The organism is Mycoplasma sp. 480 (assembly GCF_051353065.1).
Taxonomy (GTDB): Bacteria; Bacillota_I; Bacilli_A; order Mycoplasmatales; family Metamycoplasmataceae; genus Mesomycoplasma_A.
Genome location: NZ_CP195722.1, coordinates 812,565 through 837,854 on the forward strand (window position 1 = coordinate 812,565; position 25,290 = coordinate 837,854).

General features: G+C 26.0%; 21 protein-coding genes. 4 read left to right on the plus strand and 17 right to left on the minus strand.

Translation table 4 applies throughout. From position 1 onward, the window contains the following. Positions 1 to 63 precede the first annotated feature (63 nt). The 3 genes from ACR34G_RS03420 to ACR34G_RS03430 all read right to left on the minus strand — a co-directional run bounded on the left by ACR34G_RS03420 (position 64) and on the right by ACR34G_RS03430 (position 7,716). Positions 64 to 4,365 carry a PolC-type DNA polymerase III gene (locus tag ACR34G_RS03420; RefSeq protein WP_436358568.1) on the minus strand — a complete coding sequence of 1,434 codons (4,302 nt, stop codon included), beginning with the start codon at positions 4,363 to 4,365 and terminating at the stop codon, positions 64 to 66. Positions 4,366 to 4,448: 83 nt separating this feature from the next. After that, the gene (locus tag ACR34G_RS03425) at positions 4,449 to 5,798 is read right to left on the minus strand and encodes an APC family permease (protein WP_436358569.1); all 1,350 of its coding nucleotides are present in this window, start codon (positions 5,796 to 5,798) and stop codon (positions 4,449 to 4,451) included. A 268-nt stretch (positions 5,799 to 6,066) separates the two neighbouring features. Next, positions 6,067 to 7,716: an IS1634 family transposase gene (locus ACR34G_RS03430; protein ID WP_436358570.1), complete on the minus strand. Its 1,650-nt coding sequence runs from the start codon at positions 7,714 to 7,716 to the stop codon at positions 6,067 to 6,069. 165 nt (positions 7,717 to 7,881) lie between these two features. Here ACR34G_RS03430 and ACR34G_RS03435 point away from each other — a divergent pair, with 165 nt between their 5' ends. Further along, complete coding sequence (locus ACR34G_RS03435; protein ID WP_436358571.1) at positions 7,882 to 8,025, plus strand: hypothetical protein; 144 nt, start codon at positions 7,882 to 7,884, stop codon at positions 8,023 to 8,025. Between the two features lie 92 nt (positions 8,026 to 8,117). Here the strand turns inward: ACR34G_RS03435 and gyrA are convergent, their stop codons facing one another. Next, positions 8,118 to 10,700 carry a DNA gyrase subunit A gene (gene gyrA, locus ACR34G_RS03440; RefSeq protein ID WP_436358572.1) on the minus strand — a complete coding sequence of 861 codons (2,583 nt, stop codon included), beginning with the start codon at positions 10,698 to 10,700 and terminating at the stop codon, positions 8,118 to 8,120. A 150-nt stretch (positions 10,701 to 10,850) separates the two neighbouring features. Between gyrA and msrA the strand changes: the two genes are divergently transcribed. Continuing rightward, complete coding sequence (gene msrA, locus ACR34G_RS03445) at positions 10,851 to 11,366, plus strand: peptide-methionine (S)-S-oxide reductase MsrA (RefSeq protein ID WP_436358573.1); 516 nt, start codon at positions 10,851 to 10,853, stop codon at positions 11,364 to 11,366. A gap of 64 nt (positions 11,367 to 11,430) precedes the next feature. Here the strand turns inward: msrA and ACR34G_RS03450 are convergent, their stop codons facing one another. From ACR34G_RS03450 to ACR34G_RS03510, 13 genes are all read right to left on the minus strand, one after another. Further along, a complete protein-coding gene (locus ACR34G_RS03450; protein WP_436358574.1) occupies positions 11,431 to 12,699 on the minus strand; it encodes a hypothetical protein in 1,269 nt (422 codons plus the stop codon). Between the two features lie 97 nt (positions 12,700 to 12,796). Further along, positions 12,797 to 14,884 carry an elongation factor G gene (gene fusA / locus ACR34G_RS03455; protein WP_436358575.1) on the minus strand — a complete coding sequence of 696 codons (2,088 nt, stop codon included), beginning with the start codon at positions 14,882 to 14,884 and terminating at the stop codon, positions 12,797 to 12,799. Between the two features lie 2 nt (positions 14,885 to 14,886). Beyond that, complete coding sequence (gene rpsG / locus ACR34G_RS03460) at positions 14,887 to 15,357, minus strand: 30S ribosomal protein S7 (protein ID WP_027123189.1); 471 nt, start codon at positions 15,355 to 15,357, stop codon at positions 14,887 to 14,889. Positions 15,358 to 15,391: 34 nt separating this feature from the next. Continuing rightward, complete coding sequence (gene rpsL, locus ACR34G_RS03465) at positions 15,392 to 15,805, minus strand: 30S ribosomal protein S12 (protein ID WP_436358576.1); 414 nt, start codon at positions 15,803 to 15,805, stop codon at positions 15,392 to 15,394. A 181-nt stretch (positions 15,806 to 15,986) separates the two neighbouring features. After that, the gene (locus ACR34G_RS03470; RefSeq protein ID WP_436358577.1) at positions 15,987 to 17,501 is read right to left on the minus strand and encodes a phospho-sugar mutase; all 1,515 of its coding nucleotides are present in this window, start codon (positions 17,499 to 17,501) and stop codon (positions 15,987 to 15,989) included. A 7-nt stretch (positions 17,502 to 17,508) separates the two neighbouring features. Continuing rightward, entirely contained in the window at positions 17,509 to 18,156 is a 648-nt protein-coding gene (locus ACR34G_RS03475) for a ribulose-phosphate 3-epimerase (RefSeq protein ID WP_436358578.1), read from the minus strand. Next, entirely contained in the window at positions 18,143 to 19,012 is an 870-nt protein-coding gene (rsgA, locus tag ACR34G_RS03480; RefSeq protein WP_436358579.1) for a ribosome small subunit-dependent GTPase A, read from the minus strand. Before rsgA ends, ACR34G_RS03475 begins: the two co-directional genes overlap by 14 nt. A 46-nt stretch (positions 19,013 to 19,058) precedes the next feature. Next, entirely contained in the window at positions 19,059 to 20,051 is a 993-nt protein-coding gene (locus tag ACR34G_RS03485) for a serine/threonine-protein kinase (protein WP_436358580.1), read from the minus strand. Then, a complete protein-coding gene (locus ACR34G_RS03490) occupies positions 20,051 to 20,794 on the minus strand; it encodes a PP2C family protein-serine/threonine phosphatase (RefSeq protein WP_436358581.1) in 744 nt (247 codons plus the stop codon). Before ACR34G_RS03490 ends, ACR34G_RS03485 begins: the two co-directional genes overlap by 1 nt. A gap of 20 nt (positions 20,795 to 20,814) precedes the next feature. Continuing rightward, entirely contained in the window at positions 20,815 to 21,399 is a 585-nt protein-coding gene (gmk, locus tag ACR34G_RS03495; protein ID WP_436358582.1) for a guanylate kinase, read from the minus strand. A 12-nt stretch (positions 21,400 to 21,411) separates the two neighbouring features. Continuing rightward, positions 21,412 to 21,954: a 16S rRNA (guanine(966)-N(2))-methyltransferase RsmD gene (gene rsmD, locus ACR34G_RS03500; RefSeq protein WP_436358583.1), complete on the minus strand. Its 543-nt coding sequence runs from the start codon at positions 21,952 to 21,954 to the stop codon at positions 21,412 to 21,414. A gap of 11 nt (positions 21,955 to 21,965) precedes the next feature. Then, positions 21,966 to 22,640: a DNA repair protein RecO gene (recO, locus tag ACR34G_RS03505; protein WP_436358584.1), complete on the minus strand. Its 675-nt coding sequence runs from the start codon at positions 22,638 to 22,640 to the stop codon at positions 21,966 to 21,968. Beyond that, positions 22,621 to 24,132 (minus strand): MATE family efflux transporter, encoded by a 1,512-nt coding sequence (locus ACR34G_RS03510; protein ID WP_436358585.1) that lies wholly within the window; start codon positions 24,130 to 24,132, stop codon positions 22,621 to 22,623. Before ACR34G_RS03510 ends, recO begins: the two co-directional genes overlap by 20 nt. 335 nt (positions 24,133 to 24,467) lie before the next feature. Here ACR34G_RS03510 and ACR34G_RS03515 point away from each other — a divergent pair, with 335 nt between their 5' ends. Together ACR34G_RS03515 and ACR34G_RS03520 are read left to right on the plus strand one after the other, a co-directional pair. Continuing rightward, positions 24,468 to 24,929 (plus strand): hypothetical protein, encoded by a 462-nt coding sequence (locus ACR34G_RS03515; protein WP_436358586.1) that lies wholly within the window; start codon positions 24,468 to 24,470, stop codon positions 24,927 to 24,929. Positions 24,930 to 24,957: 28 nt separating this feature from the next. Next, positions 24,958 to 25,269: a hypothetical protein gene (locus tag ACR34G_RS03520; RefSeq protein ID WP_436358587.1), complete on the plus strand. Its 312-nt coding sequence runs from the start codon at positions 24,958 to 24,960 to the stop codon at positions 25,267 to 25,269. The last annotated feature ends 21 nt before the right edge of the window (positions 25,270 to 25,290 follow it).

The following is a 25,290-nucleotide window of genomic DNA, read 5'->3' on the forward strand; positions in this document are numbered from 1 at the left end:
AAAAAACAAAAAAGTTGAATTTTTGTTCTTTTTATTGATAATTTAATATTTTTTCTATTTTAGTTAAAATAATGAATTTTGATCTGTATCATTAAGGTGTTTTACTATTCCCATTTCTTTGATTTTTTCAAGAAGGGTTTTATTTAAAAGTGTTCTGTTTTTTAAGTCTTCAATAGAAGAAAATTCTGATTCTTCTCTTGCTTTTTCAATCGATTTAGCTACTGCTTCACCAAGTCCATCAATTGTAATAAATGGCGGAATTAAAGCGTTGTTTTCATAATCAAGAATTCAATCAGTTGAACTGGATTTTTCTAGATTTACATTAGAAATAGTAAATCCTCTTGCATGCATTTCTTCAGCAATACATAAAATTGGAATTAAATCTTTTTCTTTTACAGATAATTGTTCTTCTTTTTTCTTTGAAAATTCTCTTCTTTTTAATTCTCTTATTTTTTCTTTTATCCCTGTTTTTCCTGATGTTAGTGTTTTGATATCACTAACATCAGCTCTTGTTGTAAAGTAAGTTGCATAATAAGCAAGTGGATAATATAATTTATAATAAGCAATTCTTCAAGCCATTAAAACATAAGCTGTAGCATGTGCTTTTGGGAAAAGATACTTAATCTTTTTAAGTGATTCTATATATCAATCTGGAATGTTATGTTTATTTAATAACTCTTCTTCATCTTTAGTTAAAGATTTTCCTTTTCTAACATTTTCCATAATTTTAAAAGATGCTGATGGTTCAACTCCTTTTAAAATTAAAAAACTCATTATATCATCACGACAAGATACTATATCTTTAAAAGTAAGTTTTTTTTCTACTATTAACTCTTCAGCATTTCCTTTTCAAACATCTGTTCCATGAGATAAACCAGAAATAGCAACTAAGTCCGCAAAAGTTTCTGCTTTTGCTACTTTTAACATTCCTCTTACGAAGTTAGTTCCAAACTCCGGAATCCCCATTGCACCTGTAGTTTCTCCAGAAATATCTTCTGGTAAGATACCTAAAGCCTCTGTAGAAGAAAAAAGAGAAATTATTTTAGGATCTGATTTTGGAATACTTGTTGCTTTTACTTTAGTTAAATTTTCTAGCATTCTAATTGCTGTAGGATCATCATGACCAAGTAAATCTAATTTTAATACATTATCATGAATGGAACTAAAATCAAAGTGAGTTGTTTTTCAAGTTGATGAATCATTATTAGCTGGATAATTAATTGGAGTAAAATCTTCTACATCAAATTCTTTTGGTATTACAATTATCCCCCCTGGATGTTGTCCTGTAGTTCTTTTTACTCCTTTAGCTTTTAATGATAAAAATTCCATAAAAGCGGATGAATAATTAGCTAAATTTTCTTCTATTTGACTTTTAATATAACCATAAACAGTTTTTTCAGCATTTGTAGAAATAGTTCCCGCTCTAAAAGTGTGGTTTTCTCCAAATAATCTTCTTACTTCATTATGAATATTAATTTGATATTCACCTGAAAAATTTAAATCTATGTCAGGAACTTTATCAGCTTTAAATCCTAAAAAAGTTTCAAAAGGAATTGTTTGTCCTTCTTTTTCAAAAGGAATATTACACTTAGAACAATTTTTATCTGGTAAGTCAAAACCTGAAAGATATTTACCATCTTCAAAAAATTCAGATGTTTTACATTTAGAACAAATGTAATGTGGAACAAGTGGATTAACTTCAGTAATTCCTGCCATTGTTGCAACAAGAGAAGAACCAACCGAACCACGAGATCCTACTAAATATCCATCATCAAGTGATTTTCTTACTAGTTTATGACTAATTCAATAAATTGCATCAAAACCATAATTTAAAATAGGATTTAGTTCTTTTTCTAACCTATTTTTTACTATAGCGGGTAAATTTTCACCATATTTTTCTTTTGCTGTTTTTCAAACAAGTTTTTCTAAATTTTCTTTTGAATTATCGAAAATAGGTGCATATAATTTGTCTTTAATAACCTGAATTTCTTCGAATTCTTCTGCTAAATTTCTTGAGTTGGAAACCACAATTTCCTTTATGATGTTAAAATCTTCTAAAAAGTCAAATTCTTTAAACATTTCATCTGTTGTTAAAAAGTTTTGTAAAGGATAAATTGGGTTTTCTTCTTTATATTTATATAAATAATGTCTTGCTCCGCCAAGTCCTTTAGCATTTATATAAATATTATGAAGTATCTTTTGGTTTTCTTCAATATAACGACAATCAGAAACTGCTATAATCTTTTTATTAAATTTTTTAGCTGTATAAACTAAATCTCTTAAACCTTCTTTTATATCTTTAGTTGCTAAAATATTTCTATTATTTCAATGAACAAAATCTCTTAGTGGTGGTACAAAAACAACATCATATCTTTGTAATTCTTGTTCAAAAATTTCTGTTGTAGAAAAGAAAAGTTTATCAATTAATCTTGAGTTTAAAGTCCCGCTTGCTAATAATAAATTCTCACTTTTTTGATATTTATCTATAAAAAGTTTTGGTCCATTGTAAAAGGTTTTAACTGATGCGTCTGATATTAATTTAAATAATTCTTTTAAACCTTTTTGATTTTTTGCATAAATAACTACTTCATAACTGAATTTTTTTTCATGAAGTGATTCTAGTTCAAAAAATTCTAAATCATAGCTAGAATTAATGTTTTTTTGTTCTAGTTCTCTTAAAAAAGAAAGTCAAACTTGAGCTAAAACATTAGCATCATAATCAGCTCTATGGGCTACAGTTGAGTCATAATTTATATTTAATCTTGTTGCCAAATTTTCCAATCTAAATTTTTTAGCATCTGGATTGATAATTCTTGCCACTATAAGTGTATCAATAGCTTCAATATCTAATTTTGGTAAATTAAAAACTCTTATTTTTTCATTAACAAAATTTATATCAAAATTAGCATTATGAGCTACTGCAATGGAATTATCTAAAATTTCTCTAATTTTTTTTATTCCTTCTTCTTGTGAAATTGCATTAATTAAATCTGCTTCTGTAATGTTTGTAATTTCTGTAATATACTTTGGTAAAGGTTTATTAGGTTTTATAAAAAATTGAATATTTTCCTTTATTTTTCCGTGTTCTATGACAACTGCACCAAATTCAATGATTTCGTCATATCTAGGAGATAAACCTGTTGTTTCTAAGTCAAAAACCACGTATTTAGCATTCTTTAATAAAGAATCTTTTTTTGCATTTATAACAGCATTATTTTTATATTCGATAGTGTTAAAAGTAGAACCATAAATTGCTTTTATCTTGTGTTTTTTTGCTGAATGATAAAATTCAGGAAAAGACTGAACAGAATCAACATCAGCAATACCAATTGCACTGTGATTAAATTTTTTTGCTGCAAGCACATATTCTTCTGCTGTTGATATTCCGTCCATAGCATTCATATTGCTTCTTGCATAAAATTCAACTCTTGTTTCTTTCTCTTTATCGATTCTTTCATCTTTTTTGAGTTCTATAAATTCTATTTTTTTAGCACTAATTACTTTAGTTTTTAAATACTCATCTTTTGTATTAGAACCATATGCAGTTATTGTTTTACCTACTACATATTTTTCCTGTTCTTCTTTTTCTTGATCAGTTTTTGAAAATATTTTAACTTTAATAGCTTCTTCATAATCTGTTATTGTTAAAATTGTTATTCATAAACCGGTTTTAGTTTTTTGAACATCTCTTTTAAAAATTTCACCAGTAACTATAACATTAAATTCTTCACTTTCTAATGCTTCTTTTATAGATAAAGGAGTATAACTTTTATTTTTCATAAAAGAAGTAAAATCCTTTTTGAAACCTATATTATTGCTATTTTCAGTTTGTTTAACACTTTTGAGAAAATCTTGTTTCATTTTTTCTTCTTTGAACATTTCTTCAATTCTTAATTTTTGTGCTTCTTTTTCTTTTTCTTCATCAATTTTAAATTCTACTTTAAAGTTTTCAAAACCTCAGTTTTGCATATATGTTTCTATTTGATTTAATTTTTCAATTTTTGCGTCTAATTCATTTCTAACAAAAATTGTTAAAATATTGCTTTTTGAAAACTCATAATTTTTGTTTTCAAAAAAATCAAATAAATTATTAACTAAAAGAAAAGCATATTCAAAATAATCTTTCACTAAAAATTCTTTTTTGGAATCATCAAAATATTTAATTTTAATTTCAAAATTAAGTTTTGCTTTTCTAACTTTAGAATAAAATTGTCTAAATAATGAAATTTTAACAATGTCTCTAAAATTAAAATAGACTAAATAATAATTACCTTCTCTGCTAACTTGTTCAATTTCGACACCATAAAATTCTTCAGTTGGTTCAAATTCAATTTCTTGACAAAATTTTTTAAATGTTTCGTTCATATAACTCCTTTTATTTATGCTTATTATAAAAAATAATTATACTATCTTTTTTGCTAAAAATTCAAATGAAAAGAGTAAGTTTTTTACAACTTACTCTTATTTTGTTTTCTCTTTGAAATTCAGTGTCAAAGACCTCAAATTGCATAACCAATTAACATTGTTCCTGCATAACTTGGTAATAAAATTGCTGTACTTAATGTATATTCTTCACCTACCATTGGTGGTATAAAAGAAATTAAAATTACGAAAATTATAACTAACATTCCAAAATATAATAATATTTGTTCTCAAATTGGGATTTTAAATTCTTTATACTTATAACCAATTACAAGAATACTAAATATAGTGAGTAAATATTGCATTAAGAACACAATATTACCAGCATTTAGAATTGCATGGAATTTGTCTTCTATTCCTAAAAAATAAGGAATTAGAGTAAAAATAATCATAGATATAGATGCAAAAATAGTACAAAAAATAATGGCATTTTTATAATTATTATTTTTTCCTTTTATTGCTAATGAACTTGGTAAAAATCCATCTTCTGCTAAAGGTACAACTGTTCTTGCATAATAAACTAATGAACTAATTGAAGAAGTTGTTCTGTTAAAAAATAACCCTATTGCAAATAATATAACTCCTGTAATTCCAAAAACTAGTTTGAATAAATTTGAAAAGGAATTTGTAGTATCGTTAAAAGAAACTCCTAAAAAAATTAAATAAAAGATTAAATAAAAACTTAAAATTATTATAAAAATTAAAACTAAAATTTTCTTAAATCTTTTTGTTTCAACATCAGCAGATAAACCTGCTAAACCTTCTAAACCACCAAAAGCATAAATAAAACTTAAAACCGAACCAACTATTACCCCTATAGTTATTTCATCTTTGCTTAATAATTTAGATGCAAAATCTAACTGTGTTGCTGAAAGGTAAATTACTATAAATAAACCTGTTATTATTGTTATTCATTTTATAATCGCTGATATAAAAATAAATCATTTTGATATTTTTAAACCCAAAGCACTTACTATTGTAGTTAATAAGAAAAACACAATAGAAACTGCAAGATAAATTTCTTGATGTTCTTTATCGAGTTCGCTTAATAAACCAGAAAAGAACAATGGAGTCGTAGCAGAAAATAAAGGAACTTGAGCAAATTGATTCCATCCTTGAAAAAAGATAAATCACCTTTGTTTTGGAAAAGCTTTTTTTCCATATACATAACTTCCACCAACTTCAGAACCAAAATTTTCTCCACCTCTGGCAAAAGCAAGCATAACAGCACCACAAATGAAGGCTGTTAATACAAAAATAAGCATTCCTCAAAGTCCTTTACTAATAACACCAGCAATTGTTACTATAAAACCAAAACCAACTATATAGTTTAGTCCAAATAGTAAAAACTGCCTTTCTGAAAATTTATTCTTCAATATTTATTCCCCTTTCGTTGTTATTAAAATAAACAACTACATAATTATAGAAAAAAAACAAAAATTTTATAAAAAATGAGCTTTCAAATGAAAAAATTGTGTTTTTTTGCCCTTTTCATTATAAAGCTTATAAATTTTCTTTAATTTCTTCTGTAATTTTGAAGTTAATTTTAGCTACTTGATCTAAATTTTCCCGAGTTTCCCAGTTAATAGCAAAAAGACAAAATCAACCATTTTTTTGGTTGATTTTATTGTTTTTGTTTTTTCTTTATACCATTTTTGATAAAACTCTTTTTATATCGTATCAATACTTGATATTATCGTTGTTTTCATCGGTTTTATAATTTAAAGTTTCTACTTTAATTATTTCACCTTTAAATTCAGTTACAACACTTGTTTGAGAGTTGAATGCTTCAATGAATTTATCATTTGTTATTTTATCTACAAGTCCATTTTCTTTATAAAATTTATTTATTAAGAAAATGGAATATTTCAATACAACTAATGCTAAAAAATTAAGTATAAAATGTCCTAAAATATGAGAATCTTTTCATACATAAATTGGTCTAACTTTTAGTGTGTTTTTTAGTGTTCTAAAATTCTCTTCAATTTTTGTCATTGTTTGTGATATATTTCAATAATTTGCTTCTGGACTTAAATCTAGTCTAGAAGTTTCATAAACATAGAGTCCATCGAATTTTTCATCTTCTATGATTTTTTCATAATCGAGTTCGAATTCCATTTTCCCTACTCTTTTAAAAAATTTATATTTTTTAATTCCTATAATTTCTTCTGCACTAACTCTTCCAATTTTGTTTTGTCTTTTTTGAAAATTTTTAATTAATATTTGTCTATCTTCATAATCTTTTTTTGCTTTTGATTTACTAAAAGCAACAATTCTTCTTCTAATTGTCTCATTTACTCTTTTTCCGTTTCAATGGGAATTATAGTGATATTCTTTGTATTTCAAGCTTTTGTTTATATCAATATAACCTTCTTGTTCAAGTGCAAATTCTTTAAATTCTTTGCTTGATGATTTTAACCTATAAGAAATTATAAAATCAATGTTTTTTTGCTCTAAATAACGGAGATTTTTATTTATTGACATTCCTTTATCTGCAATAATAGTGACTTTTTTGAGATTGTAATTTTTCTTCATTTCTTCAATAAAAGGAATCATTGTGCTTGAATCTGCTGTGTTTCCTTTAAAAACTTTTATAAAAATCGGAATACCATTACTATCTGTTGCCATTCCTATAACGACTTGATCTTCTTTGAATTTTCCATCTTTAGAATAACCCGGAATTCTTAGTCCATTTCTTTGAAAAGATTCAAAATAAACAGTTGAAGAATCATAAAAAACTAATTCGATATCTCTTCCTGTTTCATTTGTGATAATGTTGTTTAAATTGGAAAAAATTTCTTTTTCATTATCAACTAAAACATCAAGAAATCTATAAAAAGAATTTTTAGAAGTTGTTATTTTATTATCGAATTTTTCTTTGTTTTTGAATCTTTGGAAAATGCTTTGTTCATAAAGAATTTTTGAAGCTATTTGATATTCTAAAATTCCTTCTAAATCTTTATGTTTACTTTCTTTTAATGAACCAAAAATATTTAATTTTTTGACAACATTATAAATTAGATTTATCTCAGTCATTTTAAGAAATTTTTCAATATTATCTTTTTTAATTTCACTTAATAAAATATTTTTTATTTCTTCTGCTGAGTTTTTAGGATCAATTTCTCTCAATTTCTTTCTCATTATCTCTAAATATTTTGGATTTATTTTTTCTAATTTTTCAATATTTCCTAAACTTGCAATTTTTTTATAACCTTTTTTATTTTCTCAATATTTTACAACGGTTGCATATTTAGCATTCCCATTACTACATTCAAGTATAAAATGATTTTTCATATTGTAATTATACCATAATAGAAAGATTTTCAAAGAAAAAAATATTTTTTTTAATACATAGTATTAAATATATGAAAAAAAAGAAAAAAATCCCGTCAACTGGGAAAGACGGGAAATGCAACTAACGGACTTAACAAAAAATACTTTATTATTTGATTATCTGCAATGATATTAATTATTACAAACGGATTTATTTCATTTATCCCTGTTGTGGGACAAATATTAGGTATTATTTTCTCATTCTGACCAATAATTGTTTATATTTTAACAATTATTTGATCAAAAAGAGATGAAAAAGAAGTAATCTAAAAACTAAAAGTTAATATGAAAATATTAACTTTTTTAATATCTTTATGCACAAATTTGAAATAAAAATTCCCTTATTTAAAAGGGAATTGATATTAGTTTTCTGATAATCCATCAATTTTAGCAATTGCTTTAATGTAATCTTTTTCTTTTAAAGAAATGATTTTTACTCCTTTGGTGTTTCTTGAAGTTTCTGCTATTTGAGAAAGTGGTGTTCTTATTGCTATACCTTGTTTTGTTAAAATTAAAATTTCTTCATTTCCTTTAACATTTCCAATATATGTTAATTTTCCAGCTTTTTCGCTATTAATAGTTCTAACACCTTTAGCACCACGAGCAGTAATTCTATATTCATCAATTAAAGTTTTTTTACCAAAACCTAATTCACCAAGAGCTAAAATATATTGTCCTTCAGCAGTTGTTGAAGCACCTACAACTTCATCATCTTGGTCAAGTTTTATTGCTCTAACTCCTTCAGATTGTCTTCCTGTACTTCTTAATTCATCACTTAAGAAACGAACAACATTTCCGTTTGATGCTCCAATAATGATTTCTTCACCATCTTTAACAACAAATGCTCTTTTTAGTTCATCTCCTTCTTTTAGACCAAGTGCAATTTTTCCATTTGCATTAATTCTTTCATAGTTACTAATTTCTGTTTTTTTAATAATTCCTTTTTTAGAAACTGTTACTAAATAAGTACCTAAATTATATTCATTAATAGATAACATTGAAATGACTTTTTCATCTTTTTGTATTCCTATTAAATTAATAAAAGGAATTCCTTTACCTTGTTTGCTTTGCTCAGGTATTTGATATGATCTTAATCTATAAACTTTTGCTAAACTTGTAAAAATTAATAAATCAGTATGTGTATTTGTTATTAAAATTGAACTTAAATTATCATCTTCGTATGTAGTAGCTGTATTTGAACCAACTCCACCTCTATTTTGTGTTTTGTATTCATCAATATTTATTCTTTTTACATAACCATTATTAGTTAATGTTATAGCAACATCTTGAGATGGAATTAAATCTTCATCTTGAATAGTTCCTACTTCAGTTGCAGTAATTTCAGTTCTTCTTTCATCAGCAAAATTTTCTTTTACTTCCTGTAATTCTGAAACAATTAAGTTGATTAATTTTTCTTTTGAAGCTAATATTTCTTTGAGTTCTTTAATTTTTTGATATAACTCTTCCATTTCATTAACTAGTTTTTCAACAGCTAAACCAGTTAATCTACTTAATCTCATTTCAATAATAGCTTTTGTTTGAATTGGAGTTAAATTAAATCTTGTACCCAATTTTTCTTGTGCTTCTGCATCAGATTTAGATGATTTAATAATTTTAATTACTTCATCAATATTTTCAATAGCTATTTTTAAACCTTCTAAAACATGAACTCTTTCTTCTGCTTTTTTAAGGTCAAATTGTAATCTTCTAGTGAATACATCAATTTGATGTTCTAAATAAACTTCTAATGATTCTTTAAGGTTTAAAAGTTTTGGTTCTCCCTTTACTAGAGCAATCATATTAATAGAATAACTAACTTGTAAAGATGTATATTTAAAAAGATTATTAAGCACTACTTCAGGGATAAATCCTTTTTTTATGTCAAAAACAACTCTAATTCCTTCTCTTGAAGTTTCATCTCTTATATCAGAAATTCCATCAAGTTTTTTTTCTTTAATTAATTGAACAATTTTTTCAATTAATACAGGTTTTTTGATTTCATAAGGAATTTCATAAACTATTATTTTACTTTTTCCGTTTTTTAATTCTTCAATTTTTGCTTTTGATCTTAAAATAAAGGAACCTCTACCAGTTTCATAAGCTTTAGCAATACCACTTTGTCCTAAAATCATTGCTCCTGTTGGAAAATCTGGTCCTTTTATATGTTGCATTAGTTCATCAATTGAAATTTCTGGATTTTTAGCTAAAGCAATAGTGGCATCAATAACCTCTCCTAAATTGTGTGGTGGTATAGTTGTTGCCATTCCTACTGCAATACCAGTAACTCCTGAAACTAATAGGTTTGGAATTTTAGAAGGTAGTATTGTTGGTTCACTTTCAGAACCGTCATAGTTAGGCATAAAATCTACTGTATCTTTTTTAATGCTTTCTACCATTAAAGAAGCAATTTTAGACATTCTAGCTTCTGTATAACGCATCGCCGCTGCTGCATCTCCATCAATAGAACCAAAGTTTCCATGACCATCAATCAACGGATATCTTAATGAGAAATCTTGAGCCATACGAACCATTGAATCATACACAGAAGAATCACCGTGTGGGTGATATTTACCTAAAACATCTCCAACAATTCTAGCAGATTTTTTGTGTGCAACACTGTGTGTTATTCCTAATTCACTCATACCATAAAGAATTCTTCTATGAACTGGTTTTAATCCATCACGAGCATCTGGTAAAGCACGAGAAACAATAACAGACATTGCATATTCAAGAAACGAATTTCTCATTTCATCTGAAATAGGTTTAGGAATTATTCCACCTGCTTCATTTTCTATAATTTGAGAAGAAACAACATATTCTTCTTTATCTTGAGGTGCTACCTCCTCTTCATCACTTTCTTCTACTGTTTTTTCTTTAAAAACAGTTTCCATTTCTTCATCATCTAGAATATATTTTTCTTTTTCATCTTTATCATCAAAAAACATATTACCTCACTTACTTTAATAATCTTTTTAAATAAATTTTATTTAAATTATAGCAAAAAAATGCATTTTTTTCATTTTATTGCTCTTTTTTCTATACTAATTTTTATATTTTAGTATCATTAATTTATCAATAAAAAATAAGGAGAAAATATGAAAAAAGAAGTTTTTATAGCAGGTGGATGTTTTTGAGGAGTAGAAGCTTATTTTTCAAGAATTAAAGGTGTTATTCAATCTGAATCTTATTATATAAATGGAGACTTTGAAGGAGTAACTTATAAAGAAGTTTGTTCTGGTTCAAAGCATGCTGAAGCTGTTAGAGTTATTTATGATGATGAACAAATAGATGAAAAAACTATATGAGAATTATATTTAAATATTATTGATCCTTACTCTCTAAATAAACAAGGAAATGACAAAGGAACACAATATAGAGTTGGAATTTATTCAAATGATCCAATTGTTTTACAAATATTCGAAGATTTAAATAAAGAATTTATTAATAAAGAAAATAAAGAAAATTACATTGAATTTGATAAAGTTTATGATAAAACAAAAGCTGAAGAATATCATCAAAAATATCTTGAAAAAAATCCTTTGGGTTATTGTCATATTAATTTATATTCAATCCCTGAATCATTATTAAAGGATGAATATAAAGATAAATAATTATATTAATTCAATAAAATCAAAAATCAAAAATACAGAAATTTCCTGTATTTTCATTTATTTTTTAATTAGAAGATTCGTTTAAATCAAAGGTTTGTGTATATATTCTGTCAGTTGAATCACCTTCTATTTTATATTTAAAAGTTAATATTTTAGTAGTTGCATCATATACAGCATCATTTGAACTTGAAGGGAATTTTTTAACATCGTCATGTATTTTTGGATCAGAACTTACTTCTGAAACTCTTTTAATTTTAGATAATTCTAATCCTTCTTTTGCAACAAAAATTTTGTTATCTTCTCTTCTGTTTCCACCAAGGAGTCCTATAAAATTGCTACTAGAATAATATTGAAGACCTTTGAAAGAATGTTTTGTTAAATTTGATAATTTATTTAAAAATCTTGATTTTCAATCGTCAAAAGCTGGAACTAAAGCATTTTCATACATATTTTCAACATTTTGATTATTTACAGAAGGTTCTTCTGAAGTTGGATTTTTAATATTTTCCGGTTCAGTTGCTTTTGGTTCGGGTTGAGATGGTCTTTCATTACTGCCTGTTGAATCTTGTGGATTTTCTTTTTGTTTAGGTGCTTGTGGTTCTCCTTGTGTTTGTGAATTTTGATTCTCACTAGGATTAATAGGAACTTCTGAAGTTTTTGTTGTTGATTTTTCTTCTGGATCGCCACTTTTTATATTTGGATCTTCTTTTTTTGAAGTTTTAGTTTCATCATTTGTATTATCATTTTTTTGTAATTTATCGTCTTGTTTTTCGTTTTCATCAACAGGTTTATTAAATTTAATAGTTTGGGAATATTCTTTATCACTTTCATCATCTTTTACTTTATATTTAAAAATCAAAGTAGAAGTCGATTCATCTCAAGAAGAATCACGGTATCTTTTAACTTCTTTTGGATCGCTTGGAATTATTACTTGTCTAATTTTTTCTATATCCAATCCTTCTCTTGTAACAAAAATCTCATTATCAGTTCAACCAGGACCAATTAATCCAAAGAATTTATTTGTTGCATAATATTGAATTCCTTGAAAACCTTTTATTCCTTGAAAACCTTTTTTCTTTAAATTTTTTAAATTTTTAAATCAGTTTGCTTGAGAATTCTCATTTTTAAACACTAATGCATTGCTATAATCTATATTTTCCTTTTTAGGTTCTGCAACTACAGTTGGTTGTGGTTGTGATGTAGTTGGATTAGGTTCTGTCTTCTTATCTGTTTCTTTGCTTTCAGTTTTTTGTACATTACAAGAAACAAAAGTTATTGAACTTAAGATTGTTAATCCTAATGGTAATAATTTTTTAAATAAATTCTTTTTCATAATTTTCCTCTTTCTTTTATTTTTCTGTATTTTTGTTTTTTTGGGGTAAAAAAACATAGAATTTTTGTTATTTTAAAATTCTATGTTTTAAAGAAGATTATTCTTCATCTGCTTTAATAGCACGTTTTTTAATAATTACATCTGCAATTTGTTTTGGTGTCACTTCATAGTGATCAAATTGCATTTGATATGTTCCACGACCTGAAGTCATAGATCTCAATTGTGTAGAATATCCAAACATTTCTGATAATGGAACATCTGCTCTAATGATATTTGCTCCATCACTTCTTGTTTCTTGTTCTTTAACTTGTCCTCTTCTACGGGATAAATCACCCATAACATCCCCTGAATAATCAGCAGGAACAACAACAGAAACATCCATAATTGGTTCTAATAAAACAGTACCAATAGCATCTTTTGCTTTTGTTAAAGCTTTAGAAGCTGCTATTTTATATGCCATTTCTGATGAATCGACATCGTGGTATGAACCATCAAATAAAGTAGCTTTAATATCTATCATTGGATAACCAGCTAAAATACCAGCAGCCATTTTATCTTCAAGTCCTTTTTGAATTGATTTAATGTATTCTTTAGGAATTTTTCCACCAACAATTTTATCTATAAATTCAAAACCACCATCTGGATTTGGTTCAAATTTAATTCAAACATGTCCATATTGCCCTTTTCCACCAGATTGCTTGATGTGCTTTCCTTCAACTTCTGATGACTTAGTGATTGTTTCACGGTAAGAAACTTGAGGTGCTCCAACTGTTGCTTCAACACCAAATTCTCTTTTTAGACGATCAACAATAATATCTAGATGTAATTCACCCATTCCGGCAATAATAGTTTGTCCTGTTTCATCATCAGTTCATGTTCTAAAGGTTGGATCTTCGTTTGCAAGTTTTTGTAATCCAATTGATAATTTTTCTGTTGCAGCTTTAGAAGCTGGTTCTAATGCTTGTGAAATAACTGGTTCTGGGAATACCATTTTTTCTAAAACAAAGTGTTTTGCCTTTTCAGAAATTAAAGTATCACCTGTAACAGTATCTTTTAATCCTACTGCAGCACCAATATCTCCTGCTCTTACTTCATCGATTTCTTCTCTAGAGTTAGCATGCATTTCTAAAATACGTCCAACTCTTTCTTTTTTATCTTTTGTTGAATTATATACGTATGAACCTTTTTGTAAAACTCCTGAATAAACTCTAAAGAATGTTAAAGTTCCAACAAATGGGTCGTTCATAATTTTGAATGCTAATGCTGAAAAATCATAATCATCTGATGCTGGAACTTCAACAACTTCATCTCCTATATATCCTTTAATAGCAGGAACATCTAAAGGAGAAGGTAAATAATCAACAACTGCATCAATCATTTTTTTAACACCTTTATTTTTAAATGATGTTCCACAAACTACAGGGAAAAATTCTGAAGTTAATGTTGCTTTTCTAATTGCTTGTTTTAATCTATCTGCTGAAATTTCTTCACCTTCTAAAGCAAGCATCATTACTTCTTCATCATAGTCAGCAACTGCTTCGACTAATTGTGCTCTCATTTTTTTAGCTTTTTCTAATAAATCTGAAGGCACTTCTATTTCTTTAGCATTTTCTTCTTTTTCACCATCGTATTCAAATGCTTTCATTTCTACAAGGTCAATTAAACCTTTGTAATCATTTTCAGCACCTATGTTTAGTTGGATAGCAACAGCATTTCCACCAAGTCTTTCTTTAACTGAACGAATAGAAGCTTCAAAATCTGCTCCTGCCTTATCCATTTTATTAACATAAACAATTCTTGGAACTTTATAATTTGTTGCTTGTCTTCAAACTGTTTCTGTTTGTGGTTCAACTCCTGATTGAGCATCTAAAACCGCAACAGCACCATCTAATACTCTAAGTGAACGTTCAACTTCAACAGTAAAGTCAACGTGTCCTGGAGTATCAATAATATTAATTCTTTTATCTTTTCAAAAAGCTGTTGTAGCAGCAGAAGTAATTGTAATACCTCTTTCTTTTTCTTGTTCCATTCAGTCCATTTGTGATCCACCATCATGTGTTTCTCCGATTTTGTGGATTTTTCCTGTATGGAATAAAATTCTTTCTGTTGTTGTAGTTTTACCTGCATCAATGTGAGCCATTATACCAATATTACGATAATCTTTAAGGTCAAATTTTCTTGCCATAATTATCATCTAAAATGTGCAAATGCTTTATTTGCTTCTGCCATTTTATGTGTATCCTCTTTTTTCTTAATAGCTCCACCAGTGTTATTTGATGCATCAATGATTTCGTTTGCAAGTCTTAAGTCCATTGTTTTTTCTGCTCTTAATCTTGAATAATTAATTAATCATCTTAATGATAAAGTTTGTTTTCTTCTTGCAGAAACTTCCATTGGAACTTGGTAGTTTGTTCCCCCAACTCTTCTTGATCTAATTTCTAATTGAGGTGTTATGTTATTGATAGCTTGTTGGAAAACTTCTAAAGGATCTTTTCCTGTTTTTTCCTTAACAATATCAAAAGCTGAATATAAAATAGTTTGCGCTGTTGATTTTTTTCCGTCTAACATAATTGCATTTACTAATTTTGTAACTAATTTAGAGTTAAAAATTGGATCAGCTAATACATCACGAATAGGCGCTTGTTTTCTTCTTGACATTTTTTCTCCTATATTTTTTTATATTATAAAATTATTATTTTTTAGGTTTTTTTGCACCATATTTAGATCTAGCTTGATTTCTTTTATTAACACCAGCTGTATCTTGTGTTCCTCTAACGATATGGTATCTAACCCCTGGTAAATCTTTAACTTTTCCACCACGAATTAAAACTACAGAGTGTTCTTGTAAGTTGTGTCCTTCTCCTGGTATATAAGCTGTAACTTCCATTCCGTTTGATAATTTAACCCTCGCATATTTTCTTAATGCTGAGTTAGGTTTTTTAGGTGTCATTGTTGCAACCCTTGTACAAACTCCACGTTTAAAAGGTGAAGGTAATTTTGTTTCTTTTTTATGTAAAGAGTTGTAACCAACTATTAGTGCAGGAGCTTTTGTTTTTCTTACTTTATTAACACGTCCTTGACTAACTAATTGTGCTATTGTTGGCATTGTCTTTCCTTTCGATTTTTAAATTTTAATTTATATATTCACAAACTTAATTATTCATAAACATTATTATTAATAATAATTAAGTGTATAAATTATATAACAACTTAGCCGAGTGTATCGAAAAAAAATTATTTTTTTTATAGTGCTGTTGTTATATTAAAAAAATAAGACAACGAGTGTCTTATTTAATAAATATTTCTTTTGCTTGTTTTAGTATTTTATCTAAATTATTTTGAGCTTCAGTTTTATTTTTTTCTAATGAAAAAATATAAAGTTTTATTTTAGGTTCTGTTCCTGAAGGGCGCAACGCAGCTCAAGAATTATTTTCAAAAAATATTTGAACCATATTTTCTACAATATTATTATAACCTTTTCGATAATCAATAATTTTTGAAATTTTCAAACTAAAATTTATTTTTAAAAATGATTCTAAATAAGAGTTTATTTTCGATGGTTCCATTGAATTCAATTCTATTGAAACTACCTTGCTAAAAATAAATCCATACTTTTTATAAATATTATTTAATTCTTCTAAAAAGGAAATATTTCTTTTTTTAGATAAAATATTTAATATTAAAATTAATGATTGAAATGCATCTTTATCAAAAGAAATATCACTATTTATTAAAGATCCATAACTTTCTTCAAATGCAAAAATATGCGATTTTTCTTTATATTTGTTTATTTCAGGACCTACTCATTTAAAACCTGTAGGAATTATTTGACTTTTAATATTGTGCTTATTAGCAATAATAGAAGGAAGGTTGCTTGACACAAATGAATAAATTAAAAGATCGTTTTCTTTATAGTAATTTTCTTCTACTAAAAAATTGAAAATTATGGTTGCTAGTTCGTTACCAGTAAAATAATAAAATTCATTATTTGATAATTGTTCTACAAAACCAATTCTATCAGCATCAGGATCAGTTAAAATTCCATATTTAATTTTATTTCTTTTCATTAAATCAATTAAATTAATATAAGCACTTTTTTCTTCTGGATTTGGATATGAAACAAAATTAAAGTGTTTGCTGTTTTTCATTTCAGATTCTACTTTTAAAAATTTAACTGAAGTTTGCTTTTCAATTAATTTAATAACTTGAGAACCAGTTCCATGAAGTGGTGAATAAGCTATTTTAAGGTTATTATCAAACAAATTATTAGAAAAAATTCTTGATATCTCTTGAACATAAACAGGTAAATATTTATCTATACAAATAACTTTTTTATTAAAATTTATTTTTTTTGTATTTAAATTATTGTTGATTTTATTATATTTTTTAAAAAATGGAATCAATTTTTTAACTTCATCTGGAAGGATTTGAGCTCCAAATTTATTATAAATTTTAATACCATTATATTCTTTAGGATTATGAGAAGCTGTGATGTTAATACCGCCTATTGCTTGTTTTTGTTTTATTAAAAAACTAACAACCGGAGTTGCAATTGGTTGTTTAGAAGTATAAACTTTTATACCATAATTTTTACTTAAAATTTGTGTTGCTAATTTTAGAAAGATAAATGATTTATTTCTATTATCTCTTCCGATAACAACTCCTTGTTGTTTTACATTAGCAAAATTTTTTAGTAAATATCTTGCATATCCATCAATGATTCTATAAACGTGTTTAGTGTTTAGTTCACTTTCTTTATTTCCTAATTTACCACGTATACCTGCTGTTCCAAACTCTAACATAATTTCCTTATTTTAATAATTTTTCTAATTTTTCTATTGAAGGTTCAATTGTTAAATATGAACCTGAAACCAAAACATCTGCTCCGCTTTTGAAAGCACCAAAAGCAGTTTTATCATTAATACCACCATCAACCTGAATAATTACATTTAAATTATTATTATCAATAAATTTTCTTGCTTCTTCTATTTTGTTTAAAGAATTTTCAATAAATGATTGTCCACCTTTACCTGGTTCTACAGACATAATTAATAATAAATCAAAATATTTAAGTAAATCTTTAATTTCACTAAAATCTGTATTAGGTTTAATTGAAATACCTAACTTGATTTTATTTTTATATTTTTTAACCAATTTTAGAATCTCTTCTTGATTGTCAAAAACTTCATAATGAACTGTTGCATAATCAACAACACCAATAACCTTATCAATTATTTTTTCTGGTTCATAAGCCATTATATGAATATCCATTGTATGATGTTTAGAATTATTTTTTATATTTTTTATTTCTTCAATTTCAATTGCTCTGTTTTCAACAAATTTAGCATCCATATAGTCATAATGGATTCAACTAATTCCCATATTAAATAGAATCTTAGCTACTTCTAATCTCTTTTCTTTTGTAATACTTAAAAGTGAAGGACTAATTAATTTCATTTTTTTCTCCTAAAAAATCTTTTAAAAAGTAAAGATAGTTTTCATATCTAGTTAATGGTATTTCTCCGTTTTTTACCATTAATTTAATTTTACAATATTTTTCTTCTTCCTTATAGTGAAAACAAGAGCGAAATTTACATAAATTTGCATTTAACTTAAATATTTTAAAGGCAGTTGCTATTTGATCTTTATTTAATTTTATTTCAAACGAAGAAAAACCAGGAGTATCTATTAACTTCCCTTGATTTCAATCTATCATTTGTACAACTCTAGTGGTGTGTTTACCTCTATTTAAGGATTTAGAAATGGATTGTGTTTCAAATTGATTTTCAGATAATAAATTTATTAAACTTGTTTTTCCTACACCAGTTTGCCCCATAAATACAGAAACTTTGTCCTTAAAAAGTCCAAAAAATTCTGTATTTACTTCCTTCTTATTATGATTATCAATAAAATGAATTTCATAATTTAAATTAATATAATCTTTTAAAACTTCTTTATAGTTAGAATTTAAATCAATTTTAGTAATGGCTAAAACTGGTTGAATGTTTTTGCTTTCAACAATCATTAAAAACTTATCTAAAAGCAGTGAGCTAAAATCAGGTTCTTTTACAGACATTACAATAATCACTTGATCGATGTTCGCTATTTTAGGTCTTACAAAAACATTGTTTCTTTCTTTAACTTTTATCACAAAACCTAATTCGTCATATTCAACAAAATCACCAACAACAGGTGATAAATTGTCGTTTCTTAATTTACCACTTCCTCTTAATCTTATAATTTCTTTATTTTCAGTTTCCACATCATAAAAACCAGCAATTACCTTTATTACTCTTCCAATTTTTTTATTCAATACAAAATTCCTTTCTAATTTATTCTTTTATTTAGTTGACTTAATATTAAAAACTAAATAAAAGAATTAAAGTAATTATTAACAAAATTAAAATAATTACAATTACACTTATTATGACAATTGTTCCGGTTCTGGTTGCAAGCCATTCAAAAAGGTTTTTCCTTTGTTTTTGGTCAAAATTTATTATATTTTCACTTAGTCTTTCAGGTTTTAAACAAGTAGATAAATCATTATATAATTCGTTCATATTGTTATAGCGATCATATGGATTTTTAGCTAAACATCGATGAATAATGTTTATTAATCCGTGACTTGTAGTTGGTTTTAAATTCTGAATCTTTGGCAAAGATTGTTCTTTGTGTTTAGCAAGAATTTTAAGATGTGAATCTCCTGAAAAAGGAACACAACCTATTAACATTTGATAAATGACTATACCAATAGAGTAAATATCAATTTTTACAGAACCTTTTTCTTTATAATCAGCTATTTCTCCTGGCATATAATGAACAGAACCTATGACTTTATTTTCTTGTGTCAACCTTTGTGATTCATTATCTATTGCAATACCTAAATCAATTATTTTAATTTGATTTAGGTTTGTTACCATAATATTAGTGTCTTTAATATCTCTATGGAAAATACCGGCTTTGTGAATTGCTTTAATTCCTAAAGTTATTTGTTTTGCGTAATTAACAACATCTTCTTTAGAAAGCGTTCCAGATCTTTCAATAACGTTTTTTAAAATGGTTCCATCAACAAGTTCCATTGCAATTCAAAATTCCTTATTTTCTAAATCAAAACAAGAATCAATTAATCTTGCTACATAAGGTGAATCAACTTTTTTAGTTATTCTTATTTCTTCTTTAAAACGTTCAATACTTAAATCACTCATTGATTCATAATTCATAAGTTTGATTGCACACTTAAAATTATCTTTTTTTCTAACAGCTAAATAAATAACAGACATTCCACCTTTTCCTAAGGTGTTACTAATATAATAGTTTTGAAGTAGTTTTTTGTTATATGTTGGTATATTCATTATTTAATTTCCACTATTGCTACTGTTAAATTATCATTAGAATCATTAGCTAATGCTGTTTCTATAATTTTATTTGCTTTGTATTCAAGATCTTTTTCTTTCAAAAACATAATGTTTTCTAATGTTGGTTTATCAATAAAGTCATGCACTCCATCTGTAGTTTGAATTAAATAACTTTTTTCTTTTCTTTTACTTAAAGAAAGAAAACCGATTTCAGGTGTATAGCGTTTTTTAGGCCCAAGCGAAGAAGTAAGAAAAGATGCTCCAGGTAATTGTGAAGCAACTTCGAAAGAAACCTTTTCTTTTTCTATATAATAGTTCATTAAATTTTGATCACTTGAAAGTTGTTGTAAAATATCGCTATATAGATAAATTCTAGAATCACCTATATTTACAAAGGAAAGTAATTTATTTTTTTTAACAAATATGGTTGCAACCATTGTTGTACCCATGTCTAAAAGTTGTTCGTTTTCTTCTGCTGCTTTGTTCATGTTGATTATACTATCATTAATCCCTTTAGAAAATCAGTTAGTAATTGATTTTTTATCTTCTTTTATTTCTAAAGTAGAAAATAATGTTTTAAATGTGTCAACTGTTATTTGTGAAGCAATTTCTCCTGCATTATGTCCACCCATTCCATCACAAACAATTGAAAAAATTACTTTTTCATTTTCTAATATTAAAACAGAGTCTTCATTTTGAACCCTTTTGCCTTTATTTGTTTTAAAAATATAATTATCCATTAATTTCCTTTATAAAAGTTTTATTTGTTTAATTCAGAAATAATAATTTCTTTAATTTTAGAAGCAGCATTTAAAGGAATATCATTTACTACTTTGTGTAAAAATTTATCTTTTTCTTCTAATTCTAAAACTGCTTTATCAATTCTTATTTGAATTTGCTCTTCACTTTCTGTTCCCCTATTTTTTATTCTTGTATACAAATCATCCATAGAAGGTGGTAACAAGAAAATTGAAATAACAGAATCTTCTTCGTTTCTTTCTTTGTAATATTTTTTAATATTTAATGCACCGATTGTTTCTATTTCAAGTAAAGGTAAAAAACCTTCTTGATTAATTTTTTCAATTTCTGAGTAAAGAGTTCCATAATAATTATCAAAATGTTTATTTCATTCAATAAATTCATTTTTCTTTATTTTATCTTCGAATTCTTCATTAGAAATAAAGTGGTAATGTACCCCATTTATTTCCCCTTCTCTTGGTTTTCTTGTTGTAGCTGAACAAGATAACTTTAATTTTAATTCATTATTCTCAAATAAAATTTTTTCAATGGTACCTTTTCCAACCCCAGAAGGACCAGCTAAAATTACTAACTTATTTTTTTTCATATATTTCCTTTATTATTTCTTACCTAAAAAATAAATATAAGTTTTACCGTATTTTTTTTCTTTTAAAATTTCAAAATATTCACTAATTTCTATATTATCACTATTTGTTTCAACAATGACCTGACCATTATCTAAAAGAATATCATTGTTTGCTATTTCTTTTAAAGTTTCATTTAATAATGTTTTTTCTTCATAAGGTGGATCTAAAAAAATAAAATTAAATTTATTATCCTTTTTCATATTTATCAATTGAAGAGCAGAAAGATTATAACAATGCATATTTTGAATTTTTAGTTTCTTTTGTTCATTAACAATATGATTAAAAATTTTTCTATTTTTTTCAGATAAAAAAACTTCTTTTGCACCACGTGAAATAAATTCAAAAGAAACCGCTCCCGAACCACCAAATAAATCTAAAACTAATGATTCTTCTATTTCAAATTGAATAGAAGAAAAAATGGCTTCTCTTGTTTTATCCGTTGTTGGTCTTACTATTTCTAAGTCTGGTTGTTCTATTTTTCTGCCACGTAAATTTCCTGCTATTATTCTTAACATATATTTATTAATTATATAATATTTTCCTTAATAAATTGCTTAATCTCTTTATATATAGAGAAATTTGCTTTATAATTAGCAAATTTTATATAAACTTCTAATGAATGAGATAAATAATAAAATGTCTTTAATTCTTCAATTGTTCTTTGAAAACTTGTTTTGAAGTGGTATTTACAACTAAAACCACCTTCAAAAAATTGAAAATCTCTTAATTCTTTATTACTTTTACAAGTAACACATTTATCAAAAGATTGTTTATAACCAAAGTATTCTAATAAATGACAAAGAAGATATGTTTTAATAAAGAAAACATTTTCTTTATTTGCTATTTTTATACTCTGTTTTATAAGTTCATATAAATAAGAGTTAGAATATTCTAATTTATCTAAATAAAAAAGGATTTCTTGTAATTCTGTATATGAAAAAGAATTATTTTGTAAATCAAAAAAACTAATAAGTGTTGCTTTTTTAAGTTTAGACATTCTATTATTGAGTCTGGCTAAAAAGATTTCAAATTCTGCTTCATTTAAAAGTAATAAAGAACTTCTGTTTTTACTGTGTACTTTTCTTACCCCACGAGCAAGAAAAGATATAATTCTCTTGTTGGTAATAATTTTAACAATTGCATCATAATCATCGTATTCTTGATAACTAATAACAATTCCTTTAGTCATTGTTGAAGACATTTTTTTCTCACACTTTTCTTTTTATTAACGGATCATCTATGTGTCTTGCTCAATCTACTTTTAAATAAACTATTTCAAATATAAGGAATTTAATTAAATCAACTAAAAAGAAAATTCAATAAGTTTGACTCAAACTTAAACCAAGAGATTGTGGTTTAATTGCAAAAGTTATAATTACTAGTCATAATAAAGCAACAATTTCTAAACTAAATTCAAGTAATGATGCTAAGTTTGTTCTTCCTCCAGAAGCTATTAATCTACTTGAAGTAGAAAATCAAATTCAAATTGGATTGAATACCACTACTACAAAAAGTGTTGCTTGTAATTGTGATAAATATAATTTTTTAGCTTCTAAAATTGTATCTGAATTTTTTCCTATTTCAGCAGCAAAATAATCAATATACGGGATAAATACAGTAAAAAGTAAAAGCAATAATGATAATGCAAGTGCAATTGTTGAATGAAAACCTTTAAGTTCATTTGCGTTTTTCTTAGCAATTTCAAATTCCTTATTTCCTAGATGTTTTCCAACAAAAACAGAAATGTTAGAACTAAGAGCTCCGAAAACAGCTAAAAATATTTCACTTATCGCTCCTGTTAATCCAAGAATAGCAGCAGCTCCAATTGCTCATTCTTCTTTTCCAATTGTTCCTTGAGGAAAAATTCTATTAAAAAGGGCACTTCTTAATATTATTAATACAGAATTTCCTGTAATTAAAAAGGCACTATGTAATCTAAAAACAACTTTTTTTCATGTATCTCTTGACACTTTAAAAAGTGATAAAGGATTAATTAGTGTTTTTCTTATTTTTAAAAATACAAAAAAAGTATCACCAAATATTCCAAAAATTCTTGCAGCTATGGAAGCGTATGCTGCCCCTTTAACTCCTAATTTAAAAACATATATTAAAAGAATATTTAAAAAAATGTTAATTAATAGAGAACCAACAGAAGAAATCAAAGCTTCTTTTCCATGACCTGTTTCTGCAAGAAGAGAACTCATTGGAGAAGTTCAACCAAAAATAACTCATGTTATTACTATTAATCTTAAATAATCTACTGACTGCTGCAATGTTGCTGGATCTTGATTACTTTGATAAAAAACAGAAATCATTTTTTCAGATAAAGTGAGAGCAAAAATTGCAAATATAGTCATACAACTAAAAGTCAATAAGACTCTTACTCTCATTACTTCTTTTATTTTTTTATAATTTTTGCTTCCTCAATACTGTCCAACAAGTACAGAACAAATTATAGAAATTCCACCAATAACACCACCTATAATTCCTGTTCAAGAGTTGGCATAAGATAAAGAATCAACACCATGAGGTATTTTTGTTACCATAAAATTATCAATAAAACCGTTTAGCGAAAAAAGTATTCCTGAAAGAATAATTGGTAAAGAAAATTTTAAGTATAATTTTCATTTACTTCAACTAGCTGGAAAGTGTTCTTTTAAAAAAACAAAAAAATTAAATTTCTTCTTTATCATAATTATTTAAATTTTAGCAAAATAATAAAAAAACATTAATAATTAAGTTGAAAATAACCCTATTTTCTTTGTAATTTATTTTAAAACTTTACAAAAGTTTATATATGAATTTATTCATAGAAAAAATAAGATTATATATGCAAAACTATTCAAATTTTATGAATTTTTAGCAAATCCTTGTTTTTTTTTTTTTTGTAAAATTTAATTTTAAGAAATGATACAAATTGAAATTTGAAATTATAAAATAAGAAATTCTTATAATATATTTTCAATAATTTTTCAATAATTCATTTTTTAAAATTTCAATTAATCAAAAATAAAAATAAGGAAAAAATATGCAAATAAATATTAAAGAAAAACTAAGAAGTTTAAAAAACTTTTCAATTACCAATCTAATATTAACCTTTTCAGGTTTAATTCTTTTTATAATAACTTTAACTTTTGCAGCAGGAGCTGCAGCAACCCAAAGTGCAGAAGGAGCACTTGCTGCTGGTGTGGGTCTTGTTGGTTCTATACTAATTATTGGAATATTGAATTTCTTTTCAAACATTGTAATATTAGTATTATCAATTGTTGGATTTGTTGCTGCATTAAAAATTAAAGATGCAACAAATGGTTCTAACAAAAAATACTTCGCTGTTTGATTATCAGTAATGATAATAATTATAATAAATTCAATATTCTCGTTTATTCCATTTGTTGGTTCAATTTTAGGAATGATTTTCTCTATTTGACCAATAGTGGCTTATATCTTAACAATCGTATGAACTAACAAAGATGCAAAAGCATTAAACTAAAAATAACATACAAAGAAAGGAAAAAAATATGAAAAAGAAACTTTTATTACTAGCTACCCCTATTTCTGTTTTAACAACTGCTGCATTGGCAGTTTCATGTCAATCTTCACTAGATAAAAAGAAAGAAGAATACATTGATTTAACTGTAAAACTAACAATTAAGCAAAATAAATCAGAATATGATAAAAAATCAGAAGCAGAAAAAAAAGAATATGAAAAACAACAAAGAGATGGGGCAAGATTAGCACTAAACTTATTTTTACCAAATGATAAGTCTAGTGAATGAGAAAAATTATTAGACAGTGAAATTGCAAGATTAAAACAAGAATTAGCAAAATAATTATTTCATCAACACTGCAGA